The organism is Serratia sp. TSO36, from assembly GCF_057808395.1.
Window position 1 is genome coordinate 1 of the sequence record NZ_JBJZOU010000032.1, and the last position, 1,086, is coordinate 1,086.

Below are 1,086 nucleotides of genomic sequence, written 5' to 3' on the forward strand. Positions count from 1 at the left end.
CATTATCCAGGCAGTTCCCTTTGCGAGACATGCTCTGTTTTATTCCTTTTTCCCGTAACTGATGTTGGTAAGCCGCCATCCGGTAATGCCAGCCCTGGTCGCTGTGCAACACCGGTTGTTCGTCTGGTTTCAGTTTGCCCAGCGCCTTGTCCAGCATGGTTTTTACCAGAGTAAACTCTGCCCTGCGCGCCAGTGCATACGCGATGATTTCACCGTTGTACAAGTCAAGAACCGGTGAGAGGTACAGCTTGTCTTCACCTACCCGGAACTCCGTCACATCAGTTACCCACTTTTGATTGGGACGCTGAGCGGCAAAGTCGCGTTGCAGGAGGTTGGGCGCCACCTTACCGACATCCCCCTTATAAGAACGATACTTTTTGCTGCGAACCAATGACTTCAGTTGCTGCGCCATCATCAGCTTTTGGACAGTTTTATGGTTCAGTCCGTGCCCTTCATTTCGCAGAACACAGGTCACGCGGCGATAGCCGTAACGGCCTTTATGGGCGTGGAAGATGGCCGCCACACGCTGTTTGGCTTCCCGGTATTTGTCCGGCACTGTGCTGTTTTTACAGCAATAATAATAGGTGCTGCGAGGCAAAACGCTGACCCGCAACAACAGATTCAGACCGTGTTTCTGCCTTAATGCCGTGATGATTTTTGCCCTTTCCGACGCGCCCTGGCGTCGTTCTCTTGCATCAAGGCTCTCAACTTTTTTATGTAGTCATTCTGTGCACGCAGGAACGCGATTTCCTCCCGCATTTCTTCCGGCGTCAGTTCATCGGGCGATTTATCGGCATAGGGGGTTTTGGGATGTTGGGACATGTGGTGACCACGCTTATCCAGGTTGAGGGCTTCGGCCCCTTTCTCCTGATAAAGCTTAACCCAGTGCTCCAGCGTCGTGTAGGAGGGAATGTTGAATCTGGCGGCAACGTCCGCTAACGACAGCGGATTAGAACGGGCAAACTCGACGGCGGCAAGCTTGAACTCTGGCGTGTAGCGTCGCCGACGTCCGGGTTGCAGACCCGACTCGCCATGGTGTCGATAGGCGGCAATCCAGCGCCGCAACTGGACATGAGCGACGGAGAA

The 1,086-nt window shown here is 53.8% G+C and carries 2 protein-coding genes; both read right to left on the reverse strand.

Annotated elements, in window-relative coordinates; genetic code table 11:
- The coding region (locus ACK3CV_RS25280) for an IS3 family transposase (protein ID WP_489009921.1) at positions 1 to 655 on the reverse strand (655 nt) is incomplete at its 3' end.
- The coding region (locus ACK3CV_RS25285) for a transposase (RefSeq protein WP_489009920.1) at positions 640 to 1,086 on the reverse strand (447 nt) is incomplete at its 5' end. The genes ACK3CV_RS25285 and ACK3CV_RS25280, both read right to left, overlap by 16 nt.